This is a genomic window from Plantibacter sp. lyk4-40-MEA-4, assembly GCF_030209415.1.
GTDB classification, from domain to species: domain Bacteria; phylum Actinomycetota; class Actinomycetes; order Actinomycetales; family Microbacteriaceae; genus Plantibacter; species Plantibacter flavus_A.
This window is the reverse complement of record NZ_JARVSA010000001.1, coordinates 193,849-218,381: the sequence shown is the minus strand read 5'-3', so window position 1 is coordinate 218,381 and position 24,533 is coordinate 193,849. Positions and strand designations below refer to the sequence as shown.

General features: G+C 69.7%; 25 protein-coding genes. 10 read left to right on the top strand and 15 right to left on the bottom strand.

Annotated elements, in window-relative coordinates:
* Positions 1–27 precede the first annotated feature (27 nt).
* The 6 genes from QRN44_RS01090 to QRN44_RS01065 form a co-directional block, all read right to left on the bottom strand.
* Positions 28–1,608 carry a cation:proton antiporter gene (locus QRN44_RS01090; RefSeq protein ID WP_064296856.1) on the bottom strand — a complete coding sequence of 527 codons (1,581 nt, stop codon included), beginning with the start codon at positions 1,606–1,608 and terminating at the stop codon, positions 28–30.
* Positions 1,609–1,753: 145 nt separating this feature from the next.
* On the bottom strand, positions 1,754–1,924 hold the full coding sequence (locus QRN44_RS01085; protein ID WP_153303529.1) for a hypothetical protein: 171 nt from the start codon (positions 1,922–1,924) through the stop codon (positions 1,754–1,756).
* 571 nt (positions 1,925–2,495) lie between these two features.
* Entirely contained in the window at positions 2,496–3,335 is an 840-nt protein-coding gene (locus QRN44_RS01080) for a class II fructose-bisphosphate aldolase (RefSeq protein WP_285038082.1), read from the bottom strand.
* Positions 3,332–4,282, bottom strand: coding sequence for a 1-phosphofructokinase family hexose kinase (locus tag QRN44_RS01075; RefSeq protein WP_121292319.1), 951 nt, complete (start codon positions 4,280–4,282; stop codon positions 3,332–3,334). The genes QRN44_RS01080 and QRN44_RS01075 overlap by 4 nt, the downstream gene beginning before the upstream one ends.
* Positions 4,279–5,157: an ROK family protein gene (locus QRN44_RS01070; protein ID WP_285038081.1), complete on the bottom strand. Its 879-nt coding sequence runs from the start codon at positions 5,155–5,157 to the stop codon at positions 4,279–4,281. Before QRN44_RS01070 ends, QRN44_RS01075 begins: the two co-directional genes overlap by 4 nt.
* Positions 5,154–6,038 (bottom strand): SIS domain-containing protein, encoded by an 885-nt coding sequence (locus tag QRN44_RS01065; RefSeq protein ID WP_285038080.1) that lies wholly within the window; start codon positions 6,036–6,038, stop codon positions 5,154–5,156. The genes QRN44_RS01070 and QRN44_RS01065 overlap by 4 nt, the downstream gene beginning before the upstream one ends.
* Before the next feature lie 175 nt (positions 6,039–6,213).
* Here QRN44_RS01065 and QRN44_RS01060 point away from each other — a divergent pair, with 175 nt between their 5' ends.
* The 5 genes from QRN44_RS01060 to QRN44_RS01040 all read left to right on the top strand — a co-directional run bounded on the left by QRN44_RS01060 (position 6,214) and on the right by QRN44_RS01040 (position 11,744).
* On the top strand, positions 6,214–7,002 hold the full coding sequence (locus QRN44_RS01060; RefSeq protein WP_064296851.1) for a DeoR/GlpR family DNA-binding transcription regulator: 789 nt from the start codon (positions 6,214–6,216) through the stop codon (positions 7,000–7,002).
* Between the two features lie 288 nt (positions 7,003–7,290).
* Positions 7,291–8,523 (top strand): Gfo/Idh/MocA family protein, encoded by a 1,233-nt coding sequence (locus QRN44_RS01055; protein ID WP_285038079.1) that lies wholly within the window; start codon positions 7,291–7,293, stop codon positions 8,521–8,523.
* A 23-nt stretch (positions 8,524–8,546) separates the two neighbouring features.
* Positions 8,547–9,881 (top strand): ABC transporter substrate-binding protein, encoded by a 1,335-nt coding sequence (locus QRN44_RS01050; RefSeq protein ID WP_254628459.1) that lies wholly within the window; start codon positions 8,547–8,549, stop codon positions 9,879–9,881.
* A complete protein-coding gene (locus QRN44_RS01045) occupies positions 9,878–10,822 on the top strand; it encodes a carbohydrate ABC transporter permease (protein WP_079003469.1) in 945 nt (314 codons plus the stop codon). Before QRN44_RS01050 ends, QRN44_RS01045 begins: the two co-directional genes overlap by 4 nt.
* Positions 10,815–11,744 carry a carbohydrate ABC transporter permease gene (locus tag QRN44_RS01040; RefSeq protein WP_079003468.1) on the top strand — a complete coding sequence of 310 codons (930 nt, stop codon included), beginning with the start codon at positions 10,815–10,817 and terminating at the stop codon, positions 11,742–11,744. Before QRN44_RS01045 ends, QRN44_RS01040 begins: the two co-directional genes overlap by 8 nt.
* 137 nt (positions 11,745–11,881) lie before the next feature.
* Here the strand turns inward: QRN44_RS01040 and QRN44_RS01035 are convergent, their stop codons facing one another.
* From QRN44_RS01035 to QRN44_RS01005, 7 genes are all read right to left on the bottom strand, one after another.
* Complete coding sequence (locus QRN44_RS01035; RefSeq protein WP_285038078.1) at positions 11,882–13,081, bottom strand: acyl-CoA dehydrogenase family protein; 1,200 nt, start codon at positions 13,079–13,081, stop codon at positions 11,882–11,884.
* Positions 13,078–14,259, bottom strand: coding sequence for an acyl-CoA dehydrogenase family protein (locus QRN44_RS01030; protein WP_285038077.1), 1,182 nt, complete (start codon positions 14,257–14,259; stop codon positions 13,078–13,080). The genes QRN44_RS01035 and QRN44_RS01030 overlap by 4 nt, the downstream gene beginning before the upstream one ends.
* Positions 14,256–14,921 (bottom strand): methionine ABC transporter permease, encoded by a 666-nt coding sequence (locus QRN44_RS01025; RefSeq protein WP_071260563.1) that lies wholly within the window; start codon positions 14,919–14,921, stop codon positions 14,256–14,258. Before QRN44_RS01025 ends, QRN44_RS01030 begins: the two co-directional genes overlap by 4 nt.
* Entirely contained in the window at positions 14,914–16,098 is a 1,185-nt protein-coding gene (locus QRN44_RS01020; RefSeq protein WP_285038076.1) for a methionine ABC transporter ATP-binding protein, read from the bottom strand. Before QRN44_RS01020 ends, QRN44_RS01025 begins: the two co-directional genes overlap by 8 nt.
* Positions 16,099–16,198: 100 nt before the next feature.
* A complete protein-coding gene (locus tag QRN44_RS01015; RefSeq protein WP_064296846.1) occupies positions 16,199–17,179 on the bottom strand; it encodes a MetQ/NlpA family ABC transporter substrate-binding protein in 981 nt (326 codons plus the stop codon).
* A 330-nt stretch (positions 17,180–17,509) separates the two neighbouring features.
* Entirely contained in the window at positions 17,510–17,737 is a 228-nt protein-coding gene (locus QRN44_RS01010; RefSeq protein WP_285038075.1) for a hypothetical protein, read from the bottom strand.
* A gap of 121 nt (positions 17,738–17,858) precedes the next feature.
* Positions 17,859–19,130: a coiled-coil domain-containing protein gene (locus QRN44_RS01005; protein WP_121292336.1), complete on the bottom strand. Its 1,272-nt coding sequence runs from the start codon at positions 19,128–19,130 to the stop codon at positions 17,859–17,861.
* Positions 19,131–19,272: 142 nt separating this feature from the next.
* On the opposite strand from QRN44_RS01005, the gene QRN44_RS01000 reads away from it, so the two are divergent.
* Complete coding sequence (locus QRN44_RS01000; RefSeq protein ID WP_285038074.1) at positions 19,273–20,655, top strand: MFS transporter; 1,383 nt, start codon at positions 19,273–19,275, stop codon at positions 20,653–20,655.
* A gap of 27 nt (positions 20,656–20,682) precedes the next feature.
* Here QRN44_RS01000 and QRN44_RS00995 read toward each other — a convergent pair whose 3' ends face one another.
* Positions 20,683–21,174 (bottom strand): MarR family winged helix-turn-helix transcriptional regulator, encoded by a 492-nt coding sequence (locus tag QRN44_RS00995; protein ID WP_285038073.1) that lies wholly within the window; start codon positions 21,172–21,174, stop codon positions 20,683–20,685.
* A 38-nt stretch (positions 21,175–21,212) separates the two neighbouring features.
* Between QRN44_RS00995 and QRN44_RS00990 the strand changes: the two genes are divergently transcribed.
* Together QRN44_RS00990 and QRN44_RS00985 are read left to right on the top strand one after the other, a co-directional pair.
* The gene (locus tag QRN44_RS00990) at positions 21,213–21,455 is read left to right on the top strand and encodes a hypothetical protein (protein WP_064296841.1); all 243 of its coding nucleotides are present in this window, start codon (positions 21,213–21,215) and stop codon (positions 21,453–21,455) included.
* A gap of 80 nt (positions 21,456–21,535) precedes the next feature.
* Positions 21,536–22,573, top strand: coding sequence for a DUF418 domain-containing protein (locus QRN44_RS00985; protein ID WP_285038072.1), 1,038 nt, complete (start codon positions 21,536–21,538; stop codon positions 22,571–22,573).
* 58 nt (positions 22,574–22,631) lie between these two features.
* Here QRN44_RS00985 and QRN44_RS00980 read toward each other — a convergent pair whose 3' ends face one another.
* The gene (locus QRN44_RS00980; protein ID WP_285038071.1) at positions 22,632–23,429 is read right to left on the bottom strand and encodes a Rossmann-fold NAD(P)-binding domain-containing protein; all 798 of its coding nucleotides are present in this window, start codon (positions 23,427–23,429) and stop codon (positions 22,632–22,634) included.
* Positions 23,430–23,508: 79 nt separating this feature from the next.
* On the opposite strand from QRN44_RS00980, the gene QRN44_RS00975 reads away from it, so the two are divergent.
* On the top strand, positions 23,509–23,922 hold the full coding sequence (locus QRN44_RS00975) for a winged helix-turn-helix transcriptional regulator (RefSeq protein ID WP_175117952.1): 414 nt from the start codon (positions 23,509–23,511) through the stop codon (positions 23,920–23,922).
* 39 nt (positions 23,923–23,961) lie between these two features.
* Complete coding sequence (locus QRN44_RS00970; protein WP_285038070.1) at positions 23,962–24,363, top strand: MmcQ/YjbR family DNA-binding protein; 402 nt, start codon at positions 23,962–23,964, stop codon at positions 24,361–24,363.
* Positions 24,364–24,533: the final 170 nt, after the last annotated feature.

The window sequence follows — 24,533 nt, the reverse complement described above, 5'->3', positions numbered from 1 at the left end:
GGGCGTGCGAGCGGACCGGTCGGGGTGCTATGACCGCGGCGGCTTCGGCGTCATCGCCTTGAGCGTCGCCTCCTCGGCGTCGATCGCGGCCAGAACAGCCGCGACCGCCGGTTCCTGGTAGCGACCCTCGGCGCGCGCCGAGAGGAGTGCCTCGCGTTCCGCCGCGATCATCTGGCGGCGCAGTCGGGCGAACGCGACCGTCCGGAGCTCCGAGCCGTCACCGGTGTACTGCTCGAGGGCGTTGGCCACGAAGCTCGCATTGGTCCGCAGACGGTTGAGCACCTGCTCCTCGTCCGCCTCGGTCGTCAGCTCGTCGAGGCGGTCCAGGCCGGCCGTCTGGACCTCCGCCATGAGCATCAGCTGCTCGACGCGCTCCTGGCTGTGGTTCGGCGGCGGGAGGTGCAGCGCGCGGATGATCCGGGGGAGCGCGAGCCCCGAGAGGAGTGTGCCGACCACGACGACGAACGCCAGGAACTGCAGGAACTCGCGCGACGGGGTGTCCTCGGGCAGCAGGAACACCGCCGCCAGGGTCACCACGCCACGGACGCCGGCTGCGGAGACGGCGATCCCGTTGCCCCAGGACCAGCTCCGCTCACGGAGCCGTCTGGGTCCGAGCCGGTAGATCGCCGTGACCGTCATCTCCCACACGAATCGCGAGACGATGAGCGCCGCGAGGACCCCGATGCTGATGAACACGGTCGGCCAGAGCCCCGGACCGGTCTGGATCGCCCCCTCGAGGATGCCGGCCAGGTTGAGCCCGATGAACAGGAAGACGGCGTTCTCGAGCAGGAACTGGATGGTGCGCCAGTTGAGGGACTCGGCGATGCGCGCCTCGGCCGACTGCACGATGGGCGCCCGGTAGCCGAGCAGCAGCCCGGCGGTGACGACCGCGAGCACACCCGAACCGTGGATCGCCTGCGCCAGGAGGAACGCGAGGAACGGGGTGATGAGGGAGAGACAGGTGTCGAGGACCGGGGCGCGCAGGCGTCGGCGGACCTCGGACAGCACCCAACCGACCGCGAGACCGACACCGACGCCGGCGACGACCTCGATGACGAACTCGCCGGCGATCATGACCGGGTTGACGACGCTCGTGATGGCGAGGATCGAGGCGTTGAGTGCCACGAGAGCGGTGGCGTCGTTGAGCAGGCTCTCACCCTCGAGGATCGTCAGCACACGGCGGGGGAGCCCGAGTCGTCCGGCGATCGCGCTCACGGCGACGGCGTCGGTCGGCGCGATGACCGCTGCGAACGCGAACGCCGCTGCGAGGGTGATCGACGGGATGAGGAGCCAGCTGGCGAATCCGACGGACACGACGGTGAACGCGACGGCACCCACCGAGAGCAGGATGATGCCGTCGTTACGGGCACGGATGTCGATGAGGGAGATCCGGATCGCCGACGCGAACAACAGCGGCGGCAACAGGCCGTAGAGGATCAGGTCGGGTTCGATCTCGACGGTCGGGACGGCGGGGATGAACGACGCGACGCCGCCGACGAGCACCAGGGCCACCGGGGCGGAGACGCCCGCTCGGCCGGACAGGCCCGACACGATGACGGTGACGACGACGAACACGACGATCCACGAGATGAGCGCGACGGGATCCATGTGGGGATTCTCCCACCTGGGAGGCCGTGGTCGTCCGTACGATCGTCCGAACTCCGGACCCGCCGTGAGCGGCGCCGGTTCCGAACGCACGACGCCCCCGCACGGTCAAGCCGTGCGGGGGCGTCGGTTGGAACGGTGAGGCGGCTCAGCCGCGGCGGTTGGCCGCGCTGCTGGAGCCGCGCTGCTCCGCGCCGGTCTCGCGGGTGCGGAGACCGAAGCGGTAGGTGAGCTTCTCGGTGGAGTGACCGCGGCCGTGGACGGCGGTGCCCGCGGAACGGTTGGAGGACGCTGGGGTCCGAGTCTGGGTGATGGACATGGTGGTTCTCGATTCTGGTGTTGCGGATGATGGATGGGCCGGTTCCAGAAGGGGAATGCGATGACGATCGGTGCAGGTCGCATGGATGGAGCGACGAGACCGTCCGGAGTGCAGCTGCGCCGAGATTCGGCTGCGCTGGTCGGCTGGGGCCGTCCGGTGGATCGTTCTTCGCCGTTCTGGAGGGCGGCTGGTGGTGACGTGTCGGGAGCATCGGCGTATCCGTGGAGGTGTGGACTCTGCACACGGAAGCCGGTTGTGACATCGGCACTCAAGAAATGAACGTACGCGACCAAGCTGAGAACGACCTGGGAAGAACGGGCTTCACTGCTTGCGCGGGTCGATGCCCGAGGTCAGACCCGAGCATCGACCGGCGGTGTCGCAGAGCTTCGGGCCACCGCACCTAGGGGAGGGGTGGCCGTATCTCCCGCGCACCCGAAGGGATATCGGGCTCGGGAGGCCGGAGGGTGATCGCGGGGGACGATCGGTTACCGGTGGAGACGCTGGAAGAACTCCAACGCAATATATATTAACAGCTCAGCGTTGCGTGTTGCTGTGGGATTCCTGGGAGTGCTCAGTCGGTGGCGAGGAGGCGCAGGATCCGCGCCGTCTCGGTCGCGACCGCGCTGCGACCGGCCCGGACATAGGTGCGGGGGTCGACGAGCTTCGGTTGCTCGTCGAGGACGTCGCGCACCGCCCGGGTGAACAACCCGTTGAGGTGCGTCGAGAGGTTGATCTTCGTCATCCCGGAACGCACTGCCGCGCGGAGTTCGTCGTCGGGGAGTCCGGAGGAGCCGTGCAGCACGAGCGGAACGGGCACCTCGCGGCGGAGCTGCGCGATCAGCGCGTGGTCGACGGCTGCCTCGCGGCTCGTCATCGCGTGCGAGGTGCCGACGGCGACGGCCAGGGCGTCGACGCCGGTCGCTGCGACGAACGCGACGGCCTCTGCAGGCACCGTGCGCGCGCCCGGAGCGTGGACGCCGTCCTTCCCGCCGACCTCGCCGAGCTCCGCTTCGACGGCCACGCCGCGAGCGTGGCAGAAGTCCACGATCTCCTTCGTCGCGCGGACGTTCTCGTCGTACGGCAGGGTCGAGGCGTCGAACATCACGCTGTCGACGCCGAGATCGACGCCCTCGTGCACGAGCTCGGCCGACTCCACGTGGTCGAGGTGGACGAGGACCGGGACCGTCGCTGCACGGGCGATGGCCAGCGAGGCGAGCGTGATGGGCGCGAGCGACCCGTGGTACCGCACGCAGTTCTCACTGATCTGCAGGATGACCGGCAGCCCGGCCTCCTCGGCGCCGGCGACGATCGCCTCCGCGTGCTCGAGGAGGACGACGTTGCACGCCGCGATGCCGGCGTTCGAGTCCGAGGCGTTGGCGAGGAGCGCGGTGAAGTCGAGGGCGGTGGTCATTCGGTTGCTCCAATGGGGTCTGATGCGGCGGGTGCGTCGATGAATCGGTGGAAGGCGGCGAGGTCGATCGCGCCGGCGATCGGTTCGAGCACGGCCGCCGCACCTGCAGCCGCCGCTGTGCGGAGTGCCTCGGGAAGTGTGGCTCCCGCGCGGAGTGCTGCGACCAGGCCGGCCGTTGCGGCATCGCCGGCGCCGGTCGGGTTGCCGCTGACGCCGGGGACGGCCGGGACCTCGTGGGCGCCATCGGTGTCGCCGGCGGTGAGGCCGTCGGCGCCGCGGGAGATGACGACCGCGCGGGCGCCGAGTGCGAGGAGTGACGCGCGAGCCGATGCGAGGTCGGCCGCGCCCGTCGCCTCGAGGGCCTCGTCGAGGTTGGGTTTGAGGATCGTCGCACCGGCGCGTGCCGCGGCGAGGAGCGCCGTGCCGCTGACGTCGACGATCACGGGGACGCCGGCGTCGTGCCCGGTTCGGACGAGGGCTTCGACGACGCTGTCGGGCGTGGCCGGCGGGAGCGAGCCCGAGATGACGAGTGCGCTCGCGTCCTGCAATGAGCGCCTGAGCTCGGTCGTCAGGGCGGCCCACTCCTCGGGCGTCACCGCCGGTCCGGCCTCGGCGTAGAGGGTCGGATGCTGGATGCCGTCGACGACCGCGACCGTCGAGCGTGTCTCGGCGCGGAGCTCCACGACCTGGGCGGGGAGGTCGTCGGCCGCGAGGGCGTCCCCGAGCCAGGTGCCGGAGGCGCCGCCGAGCGGGAGTACCTGCAGGGTCGGGACGTCAAGTGACTCCAGGACGCGAGCGACGTTCACGCCCTTCCCGCCGGCACGCCGCACGACGGACTGGACGCGTTGTGTGACCCCGAGCTGCTGCTCGGCGACCGTGTAGGTGATGTCGACGGCCGGGTTCGGCGTCACGACCACGATGCGACGCGGTGCGGGGGTGGTCGTCATCGCGCCGTCACCAGTCGGCGGGCGAGGATCCCCGCACCGACCGTTGCCGCCTCGTCGCCGTGACGAGCGGGCAGGAGCTGCGGGACGCGGACGACGTCGAGCCGCTCGCGGAGTCCGTGCTCGAGTGGCTCGAAGAGGGCGGCTCCGGCGAGGGCGAGCCCGCCGCCGATCACGATGGCGGTGGGTGCTGCGACGACGGTGATGCCGGCGAGGGCCTCGGCGAGTGCATCGACGGCGTCGTTCCAGATGGCGCTGGCGGCGGCGTCACCGCCGGCGACCGCGTCGGCGACGGTCTTCGCGTCGCGGGCACCCGCACGACGTGCGATGCCGCCCGCTGAGGCGAGCTCCTCGACCCGGAGTCCGTGGTGCGGGCCGTCCTGGATCACGCGCTGGCCGATCTCGCCGGCCCAGCCGCCGCCGGCGAAGGGGACCCCGTCGATGACGAGTGCCGAGGCCAGGCCGGTTCCGACCGGTACGAACGCGATCGTGCCCGTGACGTCGGCTGCAGCGCCCGAGACCGCTTCCGCCAGCGCCCCGGCCCGGACGTCCTGCCCAAAGGCGAGCGGGACGTCGAGTGCGGGACGGAGCAGCTCGGGGAAGGCGAGGTCGCGCCAACCGAGGTTGACCGCGTGGATGCAGACGCCGTGCTCCTCGTCGACGACGCCGGGCACGACCACCCCGACGGCCGCCGGGGCCGCGACGCGGCTCGCGGCGGTGACGAGTCCGAGGACGATGTCGCGGGTCAGGACGCCTGAGGTGTCGCCCGAGGGCGTCGCTTCGCGCCAGCGCCCGAGGACCGTGCCGTCGGCATCCGTCAGTGCGGCTTTGATCCCGGTCCCGCCGACGTCGATGCCGAGGACCGCCCGCTCGGTCACGGCGTCAGGATGACGGAGCGCGTGAGCGAACGGGGGTGGTCGGCGTCGAGGCCGCGGGCCTCGGCCAACGCGACCGCGAAGCGCTGCGCGACGACGAGCCCGGCGATGGGGTCGAGGTCGTGCTGCACGAAGGTCGCTCCGGTGGCCGCGACGTCCTCCGGCAGGCCGGCGGGCGTCGGTCCGAGGGACCACACGAGTCGGCCGGGCTGCGCGATCGCTATGGGGCCGTGGCGGTAGTCCATGGCGGGGTAGGACTCCGCCCAGAACTGTGCCGCCTCCCGGGTCTTGAGCGCGGCCTCGAAGGTGAGGCCCACAGCGTGCCCGAGTCCGATGAAGGACACCTGGTCAGCGCCGAGGTACTCGTCGATCGGGATCTGCAGCGCCCGCTCGGCTTCCGCGGCGAGTGCCTCGACGTCGTGTCCGAGCGAGCCGCGGAGGAGCGCGAGCGTCGTCGTGGCGAAGCGGGTCTGGACCACCGAACGCTCGTCGGCGAAGGGGAGGGCGATCACGTGTGCCGCCGGAACGGTCGCGGGGGAGTCGTCGACCGCGGTGATGAGGACGGTGGCGACCGAGTCGCCCACCGCTTCCAGCAGGTGCACGATCTCCGTGGTCGTGCCGGAGCGTGAGATGGCGACGATGCGGTCGTAGTCGCGGACGCCGGGGAATTCCGAGCCGGCGAACGCGTCCGTGACACCGAGCCCCGCCTGCTCGCGCAACACGGCGTAGCTCATCGCGATGAACCAGCTGGTGCCGCACCCGACCACCGCGACCCGCTCTCCCGGCTGCGGCAGCACGGCGACGGCCTCCGGCACGAGGGCGGCGGCGGTGCGCCAGGATTCGGGCTGCGACGCCAGTTCGGCGGCGACGAAGGTCTCGGGCATGACGTGCCTTTCACGTGAGGGGACGCGATCGCAGCGTGGCGATGCGTTGCCGCAACCATACCGGATCGAATCTGATCGATACCAGTGCAAATCGTCAGAATCAATCAGACTGGCGCTGGCTGAGCGCCCATATGATGGTCACAGTACGCCCGACCCGACCGGAAAAGCAGGACAGATGACGCAGCAACAGCGACTCAACGCCCTGCTCGAGCTCGTGAGCGAACGCGGCAATGTGACGATCGCGGAGATCGGTGAAGCGCTCGGCATCTCCGCGGCCACCGCCCGTCGCGACCTGACGGCGCTCGCCGAGCAGCGACTCGTCACGCGGACCCACGGCGGTGCCGCCGCCCTCGGCACCGGCTACGAGCTGCCGCTGCAGTACAAGATCGCCCGCCAGGCGGACGCCAAGATGGCCATCGCGAAGGCCACGGCCGCCCTGATCAACGTCGGCGACGCCGTCGGACTGAACGGCGGCACCACCACGAGCGAGGTCGCGCGGGTGATCGGGCGGAGCGAGCACCTCGTCCGTTCGGACGGCGACGCCTCGGTCACGATCGTGACGAACGCGCTCAACATCGCCTTCGAACTGTCCGTGCGCTCGCACGTGAAGATCGTCGTGACGGGAGGCGTCGCACGACGCCAGTCCTACGAACTCGTGGGCTCGCTCGTCGCGGGGGCGCTCGCCGAGATCGCCCTCGACGTCGCGATCCTGGGCGTCGACGGCTTGAGCGCGCAGTTCGGCGCCACCACCCTCCACGAGGGTGAGGCCTCGGTGAGCCAGGAGTTCGTCAAGGTCGCGAAGCGGGTCATCGTGGTCGCCGACAGCACCAAGATGACGAAGGCGACCTTCGCCCGCATCTGCCCACTCGACCGCATCGACGTGCTCGTCACCGACCAGCCGGTGGATCCGGCGTTCGCCGACGCCCTGGCCGCGGCCGGCGTCGAGCTCATCATCGCCGCCTGAGTCCTCCGCTCCCGGTCACTGCGTCGCCCCCTCCTGGCCACTGAGCCATCCACCTCCCGGTCGCTGAGCTGCCCCTCCCCACCACTGAGCCACCCTGCTCCTGACCACTGAGCCGCCCCCTCCCGGTCACTGAGCCTGTCGAAGTGCGCTCCCCATGTTTCGGCGCGGTAAAACCTCTCCACATCAGCCACCCCGCGCTTGCGTCAGCGCTGTGATCGCCTATTGTCATTTCATGATCGTTTTGGCATCATATGAATCAACTTCACGCAAGGAAGCGGATGTGATCGAGTGAGCACTGCACCAGCCACCACCCCCGAAGGCCTCCGGGTCGCCGTCATCGGCACCGGCCAGCGGGCCTACATCGCCGAACACGTCGCCACGAGCCCCACGTCCGCCTCGGTCGTCGCGGCGGTCGACACCACCGAGATCGGTCGCGGTCGGGCTCGGAAGCTGTTCGGTGACGACATCGAGGTCCTCGACTCCCACGAGGCGCTCATCGAGCGTGGCGGCGTGGACGCGGCGATCGTGACGACGCCCGACTGGACCCACAAGGAGATCGCGGTCGACCTGCTGCGCGCCGGCATCGCGGTCTATCTTGAGAAGCCGCTCGCGATCACGCTCGACGACGCAGACGCGGTCCTCCAGGCCGCCTACGAGTCGCGGACGCCGCTCTATGTCGGGCACAACTTCCGACATGCCGCCGTCGTCCGGCTCATGCACGAGGTCATCGAGCGCGGCGAGATCGGCGCGGTCAAGTCCGTCTGGGTCCGCCACTTCGTCGGCAACGGCGGCGACTACTACTTCAAGGACTGGCACGCCGACCGCTCGCGCGTGAACACCCTGCTCCTGCAGAAGGCGAGCCACGACATCGACGTCGTCCACTTCCTCGCCGGCGCGTACACGCGGCGCGTCGTCGCGATGGGCGACCTCGCGGTCTACGGCGACATCGACGACCACGAGGACCGCAGCGGCCAGACCATGGCCGACTGGTTCTCCTACGACAACTGGCCGCCCGAGGCGCAGCGCGGTCTGAACCCCGTGGTCGACGTCGAGGACGTCTCGATGATGCTCATGACCCTCGAGCACGGGATCACCGCCAGCTACGAGCAGTGCCACTTCACCCCCGACTACTGGCGGAACTACACCGTCATCGGGACGCACGGCAGGCTCGAGAACATCGGCGACACCGCCGGTGGCACCGTCAAGGTCTGGAACCGTCGTCGTACCTGGAGCACCGAGGGCGACGTGGAGTACCCGATCGCGGGCGTCGAGGAGGGCCATGCCGACGCCGACCTCGACACGATGAACGAGTTCCTCGCCTTCGTCGCCGAGGGCACCCCCACCACGCTGTCGCCGGTCGCCGCGCGACAGGCCGTCGCAGCCGGAGCCCTCGCCGCACACTCCCTCCGCAACGGTTCGATCCCACTCGACGTCCCGCCGCTCGACCCCGCACTCGTCGAGTACTTCTCCTCCCTCACCGCCCGCACCGCACCGCACTCCCTCGACGCCGCCACCCGGTAGCGCACCTCGAAAGGACTCCAGTCATGCCTTCGCCGTTCATGAACCGCAACACCGCATCCGGCGGTCGCGCCCGCCGCCGCGCCGTCCTCAGCGGCATCGGCCTCCTCGCCGCCGCCGCGCTCACCGCCGGCTGCAGCACCGGTGGCGGGGGCGCCACCGGTGGCGAGTACGCCGCCGCCCCGAAGGACCTCAAGGCCGAGATCACCTACGGCGTCTGGGACCAGGCCCAGGTCGAGGCGATCGACGCCAACATCGAGGCCTTCAACAAGGTCTACCCCGACATCACGGTCAACGTGAACGTCACGCCCTGGGCCTCGTACTGGTCGAAGCTCCAGACGCAGGCCTCGAGCGACACCCTGCCCGACCTCTTCTGGTTGAACGGGCCGAACTTCCAGGTCTACGCGGCGAACGGTAAGATCGAGCCCATCACCGGGGCCGTGAAGGCCGGCGACATCGACCCGAAGAACTACCCGGAGGCCCTGAACGAGCTGTACTCGCTGGACGACACCCAGTACGGCGTGCCGAAGGACTTCGACACGATCGGTGTCTGGGTCAACACGGCGCTCTTCGAGCAGGCCGGCGTCGCGCTGCCCGCCGACGGCTGGACCTGGGACGACTTCGACACCGCCGCGCAGGAGATCTCGACGAAGCTGAAGGACCAGGGCGTCTATGGTGCCGCCGGCGGTATGGACGGCCAGACCACCTACTACAACACGATCCTGCAGGCCGGTGGCGAGGTCATCAACGCCGACCAGACCGAGTCCGAGTACGACAGCCCCGAGGCCCAGGAAGGGCTTCAGTTCTGGACGGACCTCATCGCGGACGGCTCTTCGCCCAGCATCCAGCAGCTGACGGACACGCCGGCCGACCAGTGGTTCACCTCCGGCAAGCTCGCCATGTACTGGGGCGGCAGCTGGCTGCGTCCACTCGTCGGTGAGTCCGACGTCGCCGCCACCGCCCAGGCCTTCCCGCTGCCGACCGGCAAGGAGCAGGCGACGGTCATCCACGGCGTCTCCAACGTCGTCGCGTCGGCGAGCAAGAACAAGCAGGCTGCACAGGCCCTGCAGGTCTTCCTGGCGAGCGAGGAGGCCCAGCAGCAGCAGGGCGACCTCGGCGCCGTCATCCCCGCCTACACCGGTACGCAGCAGTCGTTCGTCGACTCCTACCCGACGATGAACCTGCAGGTCTTCCTCGACGCGCTCGACTACGCCAAGCCGCTGCCGGTGTCGGAGAACACCGCCGCCTGGAACGCCCTCGAGGTCGAGCTCCTGCCCGACGCGTTCAGCGGTGACAAGCCGGTCGCCGACGTGGCGAAGGATCTCGCCGAGCAGATGAACGCCGCGCTGGCCAAGAAGTGACCGGTCAGACCGTGCTGCGCACCCCGTCGGCGCCACGCTCCTCGCGGAGCGTGGCCCGGCGGGGTGCCGCCCGCGGCGACGGCGCCTGGCCGTGGGTCTTCGTCCTCCCGCTCCTCACCGGCATCGGCGTCTTCTTCATCTGGCCGATGATCCAGACCGCCTACTACTCGTTCACCGAGTGGGGCGTCTTCGGCGGAACGACGTTCACGGGCGTCGAGAACTACGTCCGGTTGTTCGCCGACCCGCGGCTCTACGCCTCCCTCGGCAACACGCTGATCTACACGGCGGTGGTGCTCCTCGGCATCCCGATCGCCGTCTACCTCGCGAGCCTGTTGAACCTCCCCGGCCTGCGGTTCGCGAGCTTCTACCGGGTGCTCTTCTTCCTGCCGTACGTCGCGATGCCGACCGCCGTGGCCATCGTCTGGCGCATCATCTTCAACGGTGATTTCGGCATCCTCAACTACACGCTGTCGCTCGTCGGTGTCGACGGCCCCTACTGGATCAGCACGCCGGGCACCGCGATGTTCGCCGTGGCGATCGTCGGCCTCTGGTCGTCGCTCGGCTTCTCGATGATCATCCTCGCGTCCGGACTCAAGAACATCGCGCCGGAGCTCTACGAGGCGGCCGAGCTCGACGGCGCCACCCGGTGGCGGCAGTTCCGTTCGATCACGGTGCCGTTGCTCACCCCGAGCATCTTCTTCGTCACGATCATCACGGTGATCTCGAGCTTCCAGCTCTTCGACCTGCTGTACGCGATCCTCGGCAGCACCAACCCGGTGCTCCCGAAGAGCATGTCGCTCGTCTACTTCTTCTACGACCAGGGCTTCGTCCAGAACGACAAGGGCTACGCGGCGGCGATCGCGATCGTGATCTTCCTGATCATCGGACTCGTCACGCTCCTGCAGTTCCGGCTCCAGAAACGATGGGTGAACAATGACTGAGCAACTCACCGCCACAGCACCGCTCACCACCCGTGCCGTCACCGTTCCGGGATCGGGTCGTCCGTCCGCCGCGTCCGCGCGACGCCGCGAGGTCGGTCGGCCCGGCCAGCGGCGCGGGTCGCACGTCGTCGCCCATATCGTGCTCGGCGTCGGTGGCCTCATCATGGCGTTCCCGTTCATCTGGCAGATCATCATGTCGCTGTCGACGAACGCGGAGGTGCAGAGCGTGGTCCCCACGTTCTGGCCGGCCGAACTGCAGTGGCAGAACTACGCCGCGGTGTTCGAGCGTCTTCCGTTCCTCGATCAGCTGCGCACGTCGATCGTCATCACGGTGATCAGGACGCTCGCGCAGATCGTCCTCTGCACGATGGCGGGTTACGCGTTCGCACGGATGCGGTTCCGCGGACGCGCGGTGCTGCTCGCCGTGACGCTGTCGATCCTCATGGTGCCGTCGCAGGCGTACCTCATCTCGCAGTACCAGATCGTGCAGGGCTTCGGATGGCTGAACACCACGCTCGGCATCGTCGCACCCGGCCTGTTCAGCGCGTTCGGAACATTCCTCATGCGGACGGCGTTCCTGAACCTGCCGACGGAGCTCGAGGAGGCGGCGCGGATCGACGGCGCCGGACCCTTCCAGATCTTCTGGAAGATCATGCTGCCGCTCGCCAAGCCCAGCATCAGCGTCCTCGCCATCACGACCGTGCTGTGGTCGTGGAACGAACTGCTCTGGCCGCTCGTGGTGTCCACGTACGCCAACTCCATGCCGCTCGCCGCCGGTCTCGCGACGCTCTCGAGCGACAAGACGACGGACTACCCGGTGATGATGGCGGCGTCGATCCTCGCGATGGCGCCCGTGCTCATCCTGTTCATCGTCCTCCAGCGCCGGGTGATCGACGGGCTGGCGTTCTCCGGGCTGAAGTAGGTGCTGCCCCGTTTCCCCGAGCGTCCCCTCCGGTCCCTGAGCGTCCCTTCCGGTCCCTGAGCTTGTCGAAGGGCTCTCAGGTCTCCGCCCTCCGACAGGCTCAGGGACCGGGGTTCGGCTCAGTGACCGGTGGGGCGTCAGGCCTCGCCGGTGCTCCACCAGGAGGCGATCGGCGTCCCGTTCACGACGTGGTCGCCGATCGCCCTCGCCTTGAAGCGGGACGGATTGTGCGAGGCGATCGTGCGGGCGTTCCGCCAGTGCCGGTCGAGCGCCCGGTGCGTCTCGACGGCACTCGCACCGCCGACGTCGAACAGGGCGGTCGCAGCGTCGAGCACGGCGGGCAGGATCACCAGCTGCGCGCGCGCCGTCGCGAGTTCGACGTCGGCGATCCGTTCCTGGACGAGATCCGGGTCGGCTCCGAGGATCGCCGCGCTCGAACGACCGAGTGCAGTCGTCGCGGCGGCCAGTGCGGCATCGGCGGCGAACGACTTCGCCGACAGCTCGCCGACGACCTCCTGCACGATCGGGTCGGCTTGGGCGGTCGCGGCCGCGCCGTGACTGTAGGTCCTGGTCCGAGTCCGGACGAACGCGCCGGCGTCGTCGACGATCGCGCGGCCGATGCCCGTCGCCGCCGCGAGCAGGACCAGCTGTACGAACGCGCCGCCATGCGAGGGGCGCTCCGGCTCGCGCCGGGTCACCGTCGACGGTTCGACGGGGACCTCGGTGAAGACGGTGGTGCCGCTGCCCGTCAGTCGCTGGCCGAACCCGGTCCAGTCGTCGATCCGATCGACACCCGCGGCGTCCGTCTCCACGAGCACCGAGACGAACTCGCCGTCCTGCTCAGCGGCGACCCCGACGAGGTCGGCGAACAGCGTCCCCGTGCTGTAGAACTTGGTCCCGTTCAGTCGGAGACCGCCCGGCGTCTCGGTGAGCCGGGTGGCGAGCGAGCCCACCTTCGCGGCCGACCGCTCGTGGCTCGCGTTGCCGACGATGGCTCCGTCGGCCAGCCGGGCCAGACGCGCTTCACGGTCCGCCGACGACGGCGTGTGCAGGGTGCGGTCGATGTAGGAGAAGTGGGAGCGGAACAGCTGCGCGAGGTTCGGGTCGCGCCTGGCCAGCTCGGCGAGGAGCTCGAACAGCTCCCCGTGCGTGGCGTCCTCGCCGCCGTACCGTCGCGGCAGCGTCACGCGGGTGAAGCCCGCCGCACGCAGCGCCTCCACCTCGGCATACGGCAGACGGCGCTCTCGCTCCCGTGCGACGGCGTCCCGCCCGAGCTCGTCGAAGAGCGGCGCGAAGCGCTGCGCCAGGTCGCGGTCGACCGTCGCCGTGTCGCTCATGCCTGCTCTCCATCCGCCGGAACGGGCTCGGTCTCGGGCCGTGCGCCCGGAGCCTGCCATTCGGGCAGGGTGCCGTTGAGCTCGAACTGCCCGAGTGCCGCCGAACGCTGGACGGCGGGATTGTGGGAGGCGATCGTCCGGACGTTCCGCCAGTGCCGGTCCAGCGCGGTCGACCGGCCGACAGCGGAGGCACCCCCGACCTCGAACAGGCGGCTGAGCGCGTCGAGGACGAGCGGAAGGACGACCTGCTGGACGCGGAAGACCTCCAGCAGCGCGGACCGGGCGGCGTCGGGATCGGTGGCCGGCCCGTCCAAGGTCCGAGCAGACGTGAGGACGAGCGCGCGGGCCGTGTGCACGACGCTGCTGAGCTGGCCCACGATCGACTGCACGAGCGGATCCTCGCGCGGCAGGTGCTCACCCGCGTGGCCGACGGTCCGTCGCCTGGCGCGCACGTAGTCGACGGTGTCCTCGAGGGCGCGTTGCGCGATGCCGGCGACGACACCGAGCAGGATGAGCTGTTGGAGTGCGCCCGTCCGGTGCCACGCGGCCGCGTCGCCGCTGTGGACGACGAGGTCGCGCTGGTCCACCGGCACGCGGTCGAAGGTGGTCGTCCCGCTCCCGGTCAACGGCTGCCCGAAGCCGTCCCAGTCGTCCACCGAGCGGGTTCCCGGATCGTGCGCGGACACGGTCACCGCGACGCGGTCGGTCCCGTCGAGCGCGGACAGGTAGATCCAATCGGCGTAGATGCTGCCGGTGGTGTAGTACTTCGTGCCGGTCACCGTGAGCGACTCGCCGTCGCGGTCGAGGACGGTCTCGAGGTGGGCGGTCGCGTGCCGCTCCGACTGCGCGTTCCCGACCAGGTCGCCGGCGTTCAGTCGGGCGAACCAGTGCTCCCGATAGGTGTCGTCGGGGGAGGCGAGCAGTGCCTCGACGAACAGGATGTGCCCTCGCCAGACGTGCCCGAGGCTCGAGTCGGCCGCCGAGAGGTCGATGAGCCGCTCGAAGAGCTGCTCGAGGGTGAGTCCGCCACCCCCGGATGTGATGGGGACCCTGGCTGCTGCGAAACCCAGGTGCTTCAGTTCGGCGACCTCGTCGAACAGGAGGCGCCGGTCGGTCTCGCGCGCTATGGCGCCGCCGCGGATGGCGGAGAGGAAGGAGTCGAAGTCGTCGGCGCTCATCGGTGCAGCACCCGCTTCGCCAGCACGTTGCCGAGCAACTGGGCGAGCTGCACGAGCAGGACGAGCGTGACGACCACGAGTCCGACGACGATCCAGTCGAACCGTTGGTAGCCGTAGGTCATGGCGAGGTCACCGAGGCCGCCGCCGCCGAGCACCCCGGCCACGGCCGTCGCATCGACGAGGGCGACGAGGATGTACGTCAGCCCGAGGATGAGCGGGCCGAGCGCTTCGGGCACGACGATCGTGAACAGCACCCGCACGGGGCTCGCACCCATGGCCGCGCCGGCTTCGATGGCGCCCGGTGAGACGGCGACGAGGTTCGACTCGGAGACGCGCCCGATGGCGACGCTCGCGACGAGGATGAGCGGGATCGTCGCCGGAAGCGGTCCGAGGCCGGTGCCGAACACGAGCCGTGTGAGCGGGATGAGCGCGATCGCGACGATGAGGAACGGTACCGGTCGGATGACGTTGATGATGAAGTTCAGGACGCCGAACACGACGCGGTTCTGCAGGAGGTTGCCGGGCCGGCTCGCGTAGAGCAGGAGGCCCAGCAGGATCCCGATGACCGTCGCGACGGCGAAGGAGACGGACACCATGAGGCCGGTCTCCCCGATGGCCTTGAGGAGACGCGGGAAGAACGCGTCGGGATCGAAGTCACGCATGGGTGTGCTCCTTCAGGGTGTCGGGGTCCTCGGCGAGCGGTTCATACCCTTCGACAGGCTCAGGGACCGGTGTGGGCTCAGGGACCGGTGCAGGTTCAGGGACCGGCGTGGAGTCAGGGACCGGTGCAGGCTCAGGGGCCGGCGCGGTCGGGGCAGGGTCGATCGCGGTGACCGTCGCCGTGGCGCGGAGCCCCGCGATGGCGGCGTCCACGCGGTCGTCAGGTCCGAGCAGCTCGACCGTGAGACTGCCGAACAGTCGCCCCTGCAGTTCGTCGACGCCGCCGAACACGACGTTGAAGTCGATGTCGTTGTCGCGGGCGACCCGCGAGAGGAACGGGTGGTTGGTGTCGCGGTCCTCGACGTGCAGCTGGACGAGGCGCCCGTGGTGCACGGCTCGGATCTTCGCGAGCACCTCCTCGGAGGGGATGTGGTGGAGCACCGACGAGACGAAGCGTCGCGCGGTCGCGGTGCGTGGCGCCGAGAACACCTCGTACACGCTGCCCTGCTCCACCACCTCGCCGTCCTCCATGACGGCGACCCGATCGGCGAGTTCGCGGATGACGTCGATCTCGTGGGTGACGAGCAGGATCGTGACGCCGTACTCCTCGTTCACCCGCCGAAGGAGTTCGAGGACCTCGCCGGTCGTCTGCGGGTCGAGGGCGCTGGTGGCCTCGTCGGAGATGAGGATCTCCGGGCGGGTGGCGAGGGCGCGGGCGATGCCGACCCGCTGCTTCTGCCCACCGGAGAGCTGCGACGGGTAGGCGAGCGCCTTGTCGCTCAGCCCGACGAACGCGAGCAGTTCTTCGACGCGGTCGAGGATCTCGGCGTCCGGCACCTTCGCGAGTTTGAGCGGGTAGGCGATGTTCTTGTAGACGGTCCGAGACTCCAGGAGGTTGAACTGCTGGAAGATCATGCCGATCCGTTGACGCGCGGCGTACAGCGCCTGCCCGGCGAGCGCGGAGATCTCGAGGCCCTCGACGACCACCCGCCCGCTCGTCGGCCGCTCGAGGGCGTTGACGGTGCGCAGGAGCGTCGACTTCCCGGCGCCGGAGTACCCGACGATGCCGAAGATCTCGCCCCGCTCGACCGTCAGGTCGACGTTCCGCAGCGCCTCGAAGGCGCGGCCCTTCACCTCGAACGTCTTGCTGACGTCCTCGAAGACGATTGCTGTGTTCATCACCTGCTCCTCTCGCGGGAGGGCCGTCCGGGAGACCCCGGACGGCCACTGCGTGGTGGCGGCCGGTCATCGCGGGAGGCGATGATCGGCCGCCGTCGTCCTACTCGGCTTCGGCTTGGAGCTCGGCGAGCTTGTCGCGGAGGTCCTTCACCGGAACCTTCACGAGGATCGAGTTCCCGGCGAACTCGTCGTCTAGCGCCTCGGCGACGCGCGGGTCGGCGTAGGTGTCCTCGAGGATCTTCCAGGCCGGGTTGTCCTTGTCCTCTTCGCGGGTGGCGATGACGTTGACGTAGGGCAGGTTCTTCTCGGAGAGCGAGTCGTCGAGGAAGAGCGCGTCGTCCTTCGTGATGCCCTGGCTCGGGTCGAAGTAGGAGGTCCCGACGACGACGGCCGCGAGCGACGGGTCGTCGAACTGCTGCGGGATGCTCGTCGCCGGCAGCGGCACGAACTGGAGGTTCTTGTCGTTCGCGGTGACGTCCTCGACCGTCGGGAAGTTCCCCGCGTCCGCTGCGATCTCGATGAGTCCGGCCGCAGCCAGGATGTTCAGGGCACGACCGCCGTTGGACGGGTCGTCCGGGATCGCGATGCGCGCGCCGTCGGCGAGGTCCTCGACGTCGGTGAGCGTCTTCGAGAAGATCCCCCACTGCGTGATGACGGTCGAGAACACCGGCGTCAGGTCGGCGTCGTTCTCCGCGTTGAAGGCCGAGAGGTAGAGGATGTGCTGGAAGGCGTTCGCGTCGACGGTGCCGGCGACGAGTTCGGTGTTGGGCAGGACCCAGTCCTTCACGTTCACCCACTCGACGTCGAGGCCCTTCTCGGCGGCGACCTCCTTGACGGCGTCCTGGAACTGCGTGTCCTCGGACACCGCGATCTTCACGCTGAGGCGCTCGGCGGGTGCGCCGGAACCGGTCGCCGCGTCGGCGGTACCGTTCTGGCCACCGACGACGACCGAGACGACGACGGCGATCGCGGCGACGGCGACGACCGCGACACCGCCGATCAGCAGGTTCCGGCGCTTCCGCTTGCCGGAGGCGATCGACGCCCGCAATTCGCTCGGTTCTGGTCCCGTGTGCTCACTCATGATGGTCCTCGGCTCTGTCTGTGGGTGCACTGGTGCGTGCACGGAGCCAGTCTCCACAGGCATGCGGAGTGACGCCCGTTGCGTTACCGCTGACCGTCACCGTTCGAGATGAAACGTAAACGCGCAGCACGGACGGGCGATCATCCCTAGACTGCGGCGCTCCGCACCTCCGGTCCCTGCACGCGCCGCTTCCGGTCCCTGCACGCGCCTCTTCCGGTTCCTGCACGCGCCTCTTCCGGTCCCTGGACGCACCTCTTCCGGTCCCTGGACGCGCCTCCTCCGGTCCCTGGACGCGCCTCCTCCGGTCCCTGAGCTTGTCGAAGGGTGGGGTCAGGCGGGGTGGATGAAGTTGCTGCGGCGGCGGGCGAGGCGTCGCCCGGCGAGCTGATCGAAGATCGGGCAGTCGGGTGAGGGGATCGGCGAGCCGTGCTGGGTCGTCGCTCCGGCCAGGCGGGTCTGTTCCGGAGGAGTGGGCACCGCCCGTGCGTCGAACCCGTGGGTGAGCGTCGTGAAGATCGGGGACGGGGAGAGCGGCTGGCGCGCGGACGAGCTGGGCACGGGATCCTCTCAGGGGTCGATTGGAGACTGCGCGATCCGGTGGGCCCGCCTCACGACAGCGATACTCATATTCTAGAACATGAATGAGGTGTGAACGGCCAGGCTCGGCACGTCGCGAGGGTCACCCGACGTCGTATCGCGCCAGCGCGTCCGCGTCCTGGGCGATCCGAGAGGCCCGACGGGCGGCGTCGAGCGCCTCGACCGGATCGTCGACCGCTGCCGCCTCCGCGAGTGCGAGCTGCCGCTGTGCCTCGGCGAGGCGGGTCCTCGCGTCGGCACCGACCCTGCCTCGGTGCGCGGAGATCACGTCGACGGCGACGCGGATGTTGCTGTCCGCGGTGAACAACGCCCCGCGCATCGCCTCGCGTGCGTTGTCGAGACGTTGCTGCGTGCTGCGGGCGGTCGCGAGAGCTGCGTCGAGGTCGATGTCGGCTGCGCGAACCACCTCGAGACGTCGCATCGGATCGGGCAGGACGCGGTCGCCGTCCGGGGATGTGGTCGACTCCGCCTCCAGAAGTGCGCGGTTCGCCCGCTCGACGGCGGTCGCGATGACGGCGGCCGTCTCCGCGCGTTCCACCGTCGCACCCAACGCCTCCGCTTCGGCGATCACCGTGCGGAGCTCACGCCCCGCTGCGGCGAGTTCGGTCTCCGCCGCGGCGATGCCCGCGAGCGAACGCTCGACGGCGTCCAACCGGTCCTCCGCCTGCTGCAGCTCGCGCCCCAGGGCGTGCAGTGCCGCGGCGGCCGGTCGGCCGGTGTCGATCCGATCCTTCGTCGTCGTCGCATCGTCGGTCGCCTGGTCGACCGTGTCCTGCGCGGTCCGGCGAAGTACCCGGGCGTCCTCGACGGCGCTCGCCGCATAGCGCTCGGCCGCGGAGGCGATCGCGAGGCCGGTGGTGGTGAGTCGTTCGCGCGCGCGGTCGATACGTCGCTCGAGCTGGTCGAGGAGGTCGGGGGCCGAACGCTCCGCTCCACGGCGCTCGTCGAAGCCGCGCAGTCGGGCGCTCAGGGTGCGTTCGACGTCTTCGCAGACGCTGATGATCCGCTCGTTCCAGGCCCGACGCTGCGCCTCCGTGTCGGCGATCTCGTCCTCGAGCGACTGGCGGAGCCGGAACGCCTCCCCGAGCGCCGAGCGCGCCGAGGCGACGTCGGCGGCATACCCGCGGGCGGCTTCACGTCCGAACTCCGCTTCGGCGAATCCGACCTCGTCCTCGGCCTCGCGGACGGCGTCGTCGGTGCGGACGAGGGCGATGCCCGCGCGGCGGTGGAGGTCGTCGATGGAGGCGACGGGGGTCTTCGGATTGCGCCGACGCAGCAGGGTGACGAGCAACCAGACGATGATGCCGACGCCGCCGAACACGATGAGCGAGGGGAGCCACCACAGGTCGTCCATGGGCTCCAGTCTATGAACGCGGAACGGGCGTCGGCTGGGAAGGACGTGGCGTCGGGCGTCGGTCGTCGACGGTGTTCCGACGCCTGTCGAGCTTCCTCGGGATCGCGCTCGACACGTCGGTCCGCGGGGCTACCCTGAACCCATGACCCGCCAGCAGCGCCTCGTGCTCACGATCGCGATCCTCTCCTCGTTCGTGGCGTTCCTCGACGGCTCGGTCGTGAACGTCGCGCTCCCTGCGATGACCGAGGAACTCGGCGGTGGGCTCATCGTGCAGCAGTGGGTGGTCGACGCCTACCTCATCACCCTCGGGTCGCTCATCCTGCTCGCGGGCTCGCTCTCCGACGCGTTCGGGCGCATCCGCATCCTCCGCATCGGGCTCATCGGCTTCGGTGTCACCTCGATCCTGTGCGCGGTCGCACCGACCGCCGAGGTGCTCATCATCGCGCGGCTGCTGCAGGGTGGTGCCGCCGCGTTGCTCGTCCCGAGCTCGCTCGCCATCATCATCTCGACCTTCAGCGGCGTCGCGCAGGGCAAGGCGATCGGCACCTGGACGGCGTGGACGGGAGCCGCGGGCATCACCGGCCCGCTGCTCGGCGGCGTGCTCGTCGACACGCTGTCCTGGCGCCTCATCTTCGCCATCAACATCGTTCCGATCCTCGTGACCCTGTGGCTTATGATGCGCACCGATCGCGTACCCGAGCCGGAGCACCGTCCCCGCATCGACGTGGTCGGCGCGGTGCTCGGCGCCATCGGGCTCGGCGGCCCTGTCTTCGCGCTCATCGAGCAGGAGCGCTACAGCTGGTCGAGCCCGATGCTGCTCGTGCCGCTCATCGGCGGGATCGTGTCGTTCGTCGCATTCCTCTGGTGGGAGCGCCGCCACCCCGACCCGATGCTGCCGCTGTCGCTCTTCCGCGTGCGGAACTTCGGCTACGGCAACATCGCGACCGTCTTCATCTACGGTGCCCTCTCGCTCGGCTTCTTCGCCATCGCGGTCTTCATCCAGCAGACGGCGGGCTTCAGCGCCACGCTGGCGGGCATCGCGACGCTGCCGCCGACACTCGTCATGCTCGCGTTGTCATCGTGGTTCGGCAAGCTGGCCGGCAAGCACGGACCGCGGCTGTTCATGACGGTCGGACCGATCATCGCCGGCGTCGGCTTCCTCCTGATGATGGGTGCGCAGCAGGATCTGAACTACTGGGTGCAGCTGTTCCCGGGCATCCTGCTCGTCGGTCTCGGCCTCGCGATCACGGTCGCGCCGCTCACCGCGGGCATCCTCGGATCGATCGACCCGGCCCATGCGGGCATCGGATCGGCGGTCAACAACGCGGTGTCGCGCGTGGCGGGCCTCGTGTCGATCGCCCTGGTCGGCATCATCGCCGGTGGCGCGCTCGGCGTCGACGGGTTCCCGCGGGTGGTCCTGGCGACCGCCGTGTTCATGTTCGTCGGTGGCGTGGTGTCGTTCGTCGGCATCCGGAACCCGCGGACCGCGACCGCACCGGAGACGACGACCTCGTCGCAGGCCTGACGACCTCGCCGGGCGCCGGGATCTCGATCAGAGCGGGTCGGCACCCGTGACGGCGGGCGCGGTGGTGGCCGCCCCGATCACCGCGTGGAGCATCTCGCGGAGCTGGGTGAGGTGCTCGGCGTCCATGCGGAGCTCGTCCATGACCCGGTGCGGGATGGCCTCCGCCTGGGTGCGGAGCTCACGGCCGGCGGTGGTGAGCGAGACGTCGAGGACGCGCTCGTCGAGTCGGCTGCGGTCGCGTCGGACGAGCCCGGCGGTCTCGAGGCGCTTGACGAGCGGGGACAACGTCGCCGGCTCGAGCTGCAGTGCTCCGCCGAGGTCCTTGACCGAGCGCGGGCTGTGCTGCCAGAGCGCGAGCATCACGAGGTACTGCGGATGGGTGAGACCGAGCGGTTCGAGGATCGGTCGGTAGAGCGAGATGACGCTGCGCGACGCGACGGCGAGCGCGAAGCAGACCTGGTTCTCGAGCTGGAGCAGATCGTCGGCCGTTGCGACGGTGGTGGATTCGTTGGCGGTCACGGTCCCATCGTACCCAAATGATTAGTACACTCATCAATATGAGCGAGAAACGATCCTTCCGGGAGTCCGTGCGCGAGGCCGGTGGTCTGTACGGCTGGGTGAACGGCCGCATGTGGAAGGTGCTCGGACCGCCGCCCCTCGGTCCCTACAACGAGGAGCCGTTGCCGCCGGCCGCACAGTCGGGGTGCCCGATCTGCGGCCATGCCATGTCGGAGCACATCGTGGACCGCACGACCGGCCCGCGCACGCAGCTGCACTGCCCGAAGGCCCCGGCCGCCTGAGGCGATCTCCATCCCGGGTGGCAGGACGTCATCCCGTGGGTGCATGCGGTGCCCCACCACAGCTGCTGAACTGGTGATATATGTCTCAGGTCAACATTTGCTCCGCGCCGCCGATCCCGTCCACCGCCGACGCCTCATCGCGTCGGTGGAACCTCATCGACGCCCTCCGTGGGTTCGCGCTCGCCGGGATCCTCTTCGTCAACGTCCCTGACATCACACGGCTCGGCAGCGACATCCCGTTCGACCGACGACAGTCGACGCTCATGGACACCGTGCTCGAGTTCGCGGTGCAGACGCGGTTCGTCCCCATCTTCGCCTTCCTCTTCGGGCTGAGTGCAATGCTGGTGATCCAGTCCGCCCGCCGCCGCGGCACCGGCGCGCTCGTCCCGATGCTGCTGCGTCTCGGAACACTCCTCCTCATCGGGATCGCGCACGGGTTCCTCTACCCGGGGGAGATCCTCCGCGAGTACGCGATCTGCGGGATCCTCATGCTCCCCCTCATGCTGTGGTTGCCGCGCTGGGCGTTGCTTTGGTCCGGCGTCGTGCTCACCGTCGCCGCGTATGCGGTCACCGGTGGTGGCCTCACCACCCTGCCCGGACTGTTCCTCGCCGGTGCGGGGGCGGCGGCGTACGGCTTGCCGAAGGTGCTCGACGCCGGCGGACGGCCCGTGTGGCTCACCTTCCTCGTGGCGACGGCCCTCGCCGTCCCGGCCATCGTGTGGCAGACCACCGAGCCCGGCGACCCACGGTTCACGAACGCCGGTGGGATCGCGGGCGGGATCCTGGCCGTCGTGTACCTCACCGGATTCGCGTTGCTCTGGCAGACACCGGTGCGTCGAGTCCTCGCAGCCGTCTTCGAACCCCTCGGACGCATGGCGCTCACCAACTACCTCGCCGCGAGCGTCGTGTTCGTCGGCGTCGGGCTGCTCGTCCCCTTCCGGGAGATCGACGACCTGGCCGCGGTGAGCGTCGGAGCACTCGTGCTCATCGCGGTGCAGTCGGTGCTCAGTCGTCTCTGGCTGCGGCACTACCGCTACGGGCCGGTCGAGTGGGTCTGGCGGATGGCCACCTGGCGTCGCGCCGTCCCGCTGCGGGGTGCTGCGCTGCCAGCCGCCTGAGCGCTGAGTCGCCCGGAACTGCGCGGTTTCGGCTCGGATTCGTGCAGTTCCGGGCGACTCAGCGGGGTGGAAGGGAGGCGGCGGCGACCGCGACCGTGTCCGCCGGTTCGCGTCCGAGCAGGGTTCGGAGGTCGTCGCCCGCGCCGTCGAGGAATCCGAGCCGGACACCGGTGAAGATCGACATCAGCATGGCGGGCTGGAACGGCTCGAGTGCGGCCTCAGCCAGCGCCATACGCTGCTCGGCGAGGGAGACGGTGCGGTGCGGGACGGCCAGCCGATCGGCCACCTGCGCGGCCGTGATCGGTTCGCCCACGAGGTCGTAACCGCGACCGACGTGGTCCGACGGGGACATCGCGACGACGGCCGCGGCTTCAGCGAGGTCGGCTCGTGCGACGGCGGCGAGCGCCCCGTCGCCGAACGCCGAGCCGAGCGAGTCGCCCGACCAGGACAGGAGCGACCCGAACAGTTCGGCGTACAGGCCGTTCCGCAGGATCGTCCAGGACAGGCTGCTGCGCTGCAGCCGACGCTCGGTCCACCGGTGCGCGAGCGCGAACGCGAGGTGGTCTCCGGCCGAGGTGAGGCTCGTGTACACGACGTGCTGCACCCTGTCCCGCTCGGCCGCGGTGATCGCCGTCTCGTGTCGGGCGATCACGACGTCGTCCTCGGTTTCGCCCGCCGATACGAGGACGAGCGTGTCGACCCCGACGAAGGAGACGGTGTCGGGGTCGTCGAAGTCGATCCGTCGTGCGCCGCCCTGTCCGCTGCGGTTGCTCGCGAGCGGTGCGGCCCCACGGGTGGTGAGCGCATCGGCGATCGCGCCGCCGAGTTGGCCGGTGGTTCCGGTGACGAGGATCATTTCAGGGCCTTTCGGTGTTCGGATTGATGACTCGGACGAGTCTGTGTCCCCTGTTCCGGCCCCACAAGAAGGCACTTCCATGTCACTCACGCACACCGCGGTAACCGCCGACCTCGAACCCTGCGGCAAGGAGGACCACCCGGACTGCGGCATCCGGGACGTCCTCGACCGCATCGGAGACACCTGGTCGGTCCTCGTCGTCGTCGAGCTCGCGTCGGGTGACCGCCGGTTCCGCGAGCTCCAGCGGGCGATCGACGGGATCTCCCAGCGCATGCTGACGCTGACCCTCCGCCGCCTCGAACGCGACGGCCTCGTCGACCGGACCGTGTACCCGACGGTGCCCGCGCAGGTGTCCTACGCCCTCACCCCGTCCGGTGCGGGGCTCTCCCACCTGATCAAGACGCTCGCCGACTGGTCGCTCGAGCAGCGGCCGGTGATCGCGGCGTCGCGCTCGGCCTACGACGCCGCTCACCCGGGGCACCGCATCCGGTGAGCACTGTCCCGTGACGCCCGCGCGGAGTAGCGTCGGCGCATGGAGCATCCGATCGTGCACGAACCCGACGATCCGTTCGTCGAACGCGTCAGGCGGATCTGCCTCGCCTATCCCGAGGCCGTCGAGACGTTCGGCCACGGACGCCCGCGCTTCAAGGCGGGCAAGCGCGTGTTCGTGACCGTCGGGTCGGAGATGCGCATCCCGCACAGCATCACGTTCACGCCGGCCGAGGAGGAGCGCGGCGCCTGGCTCGAGGACGAGCGGTTCTGGTCGCCGAAGTACGACGGCCCGTCGGGCAAGCTCGCGTTCGACGCCGGTCTCGACGGCGACGACAGCCGCACGTTCGACGACGTCGACTGGGCGCTGATCGCCGAACTCATCGACACCTCGTACCGGCAGGTCGCCCTCCAGCGACAGCTCCGGGCGCTCGATGCACGCTGACGGCGAAGACGACCTCGATCCGCCGGGTGTCAGCGTGCCAGACTGACGACCGGGGGAGCCGTGCGCTGCGGTTCGAGGACGGGGAGCTGTGAGCGACGACGGATCCGGCATGCAGACCGCCGATGCCGAGCCTGACGCGGCGGCGTTCGGGAGGCCGACGCCGGCCGGGC

Coding starts and splice junctions, on each gene's coding strand:
- QRN44_RS01090 (WP_064296856.1), bottom strand. CDS start 1,608: ATGGATCCCGTCGCGCTCATCTCGTGGATCGTCGTGTTCGTCGTCGTC.
- QRN44_RS01085 (WP_153303529.1), bottom strand. CDS start 1,924: ATGTCCATCACCCAGACTCGGACCCCAGCGTCCTCCAACCGTTCCGCG.
- QRN44_RS01080 (WP_285038082.1), bottom strand. CDS start 3,335: ATGACCACCGCCCTCGACTTCACCGCGCTCCTCGCCAACGCCTCGGAC.
- QRN44_RS01075 (WP_121292319.1), bottom strand. CDS start 4,282: ATGACGACCACCCCCGCACCGCGTCGCATCGTGGTCGTGACGCCGAAC.
- QRN44_RS01065 (WP_285038080.1), bottom strand. CDS start 6,038: ATGCCCGAGACCTTCGTCGCCGCCGAACTGGCGTCGCAGCCCGAATCC.
- QRN44_RS01060 (WP_064296851.1), top strand. CDS start 6,214: ATGACGCAGCAACAGCGACTCAACGCCCTGCTCGAGCTCGTGAGCGAA.
- QRN44_RS01050 (WP_254628459.1), top strand. CDS start 8,547: ATGCCTTCGCCGTTCATGAACCGCAACACCGCATCCGGCGGTCGCGCC.
- QRN44_RS01040 (WP_079003468.1), top strand. CDS start 10,815: ATGACTGAGCAACTCACCGCCACAGCACCGCTCACCACCCGTGCCGTC.
- QRN44_RS01035 (WP_285038078.1), bottom strand. CDS start 13,081: ATGAGCGACACGGCGACGGTCGACCGCGACCTGGCGCAGCGCTTCGCG.
- QRN44_RS01030 (WP_285038077.1), bottom strand. CDS start 14,259: ATGAGCGCCGACGACTTCGACTCCTTCCTCTCCGCCATCCGCGGCGGC.
- QRN44_RS01025 (WP_071260563.1), bottom strand. CDS start 14,921: ATGCGTGACTTCGATCCCGACGCGTTCTTCCCGCGTCTCCTCAAGGCC.
- QRN44_RS01020 (WP_285038076.1), bottom strand. CDS start 16,098: ATGAACACAGCAATCGTCTTCGAGGACGTCAGCAAGACGTTCGAGGTG.
- QRN44_RS01015 (WP_064296846.1), bottom strand. CDS start 17,179: ATGAGTGAGCACACGGGACCAGAACCGAGCGAATTGCGGGCGTCGATC.
- QRN44_RS01005 (WP_121292336.1), bottom strand. CDS start 19,130: ATGGACGACCTGTGGTGGCTCCCCTCGCTCATCGTGTTCGGCGGCGTC.
- QRN44_RS01000 (WP_285038074.1), top strand. CDS start 19,273: ATGACCCGCCAGCAGCGCCTCGTGCTCACGATCGCGATCCTCTCCTCG.
- QRN44_RS00990 (WP_064296841.1), top strand. CDS start 21,213: ATGAGCGAGAAACGATCCTTCCGGGAGTCCGTGCGCGAGGCCGGTGGT.
- QRN44_RS00985 (WP_285038072.1), top strand. CDS start 21,536: ATGTCTCAGGTCAACATTTGCTCCGCGCCGCCGATCCCGTCCACCGCC.
- QRN44_RS00980 (WP_285038071.1), bottom strand. CDS start 23,429: ATGATCCTCGTCACCGGAACCACCGGCCAACTCGGCGGCGCGATCGCC.
- QRN44_RS00975 (WP_175117952.1), top strand. CDS start 23,509: ATGTCACTCACGCACACCGCGGTAACCGCCGACCTCGAACCCTGCGGC.
- QRN44_RS00970 (WP_285038070.1), top strand. CDS start 23,962: ATGGAGCATCCGATCGTGCACGAACCCGACGATCCGTTCGTCGAACGC.